Annotated in this window: 1 protein-coding gene; it reads right to left on the reverse strand. The window is 70.0% G+C overall.

The window, feature by feature from the left end; translation table 11 throughout:
• Positions 1-25: 25 nt before the first annotated feature.
• Positions 26-160: a hypothetical protein gene (locus PUR71_RS00005; RefSeq protein ID WP_329924217.1), complete on the reverse strand. Its 135-nt coding sequence runs from the start codon at positions 158-160 to the stop codon at positions 26-28.
• Positions 161-390: the final 230 nt, after the last annotated feature.

The following is a 390-nucleotide window of genomic DNA, read 5'->3' on the forward strand; positions in this document are numbered from 1 at the left end:
CAACCGAAGCCGATAACCCGCCCGTTCAACACCACCACGGAGAAAAAAAACCGGCCCAGGGCGTGCTAGTACGAGCACACAAACCCCCCCCCCCCACCACCCCCCACCCAACAAACACCCAACAAAAACACAAAAAAAAAACACCCCACCCCCCCCCCACGTACAACCCCGCCCCCCCCCACCCCCCCCCCCCCCCCCCCCCCCACCCCCCCCCCCACCCCCACACCCACAACCCCCCCCCCCACCCCCCCAACCCCCACCCCCCCCCACAACCCCCCCCCCCCCACCCCCCCCCCCACCCCCACACACACCCCCCCACCCACCCACCCCACAACCAACCCCCACAACAACCCACCCCCAACAACCAGCCCACCCCCACACCCCAACCAA

Origin of the sequence: Streptomyces sp. SP17BM10, assembly GCF_036322405.1 — a bacterium.
GTDB lineage: Bacteria > Actinomycetota > Actinomycetes > Streptomycetales > Streptomycetaceae > Kitasatospora.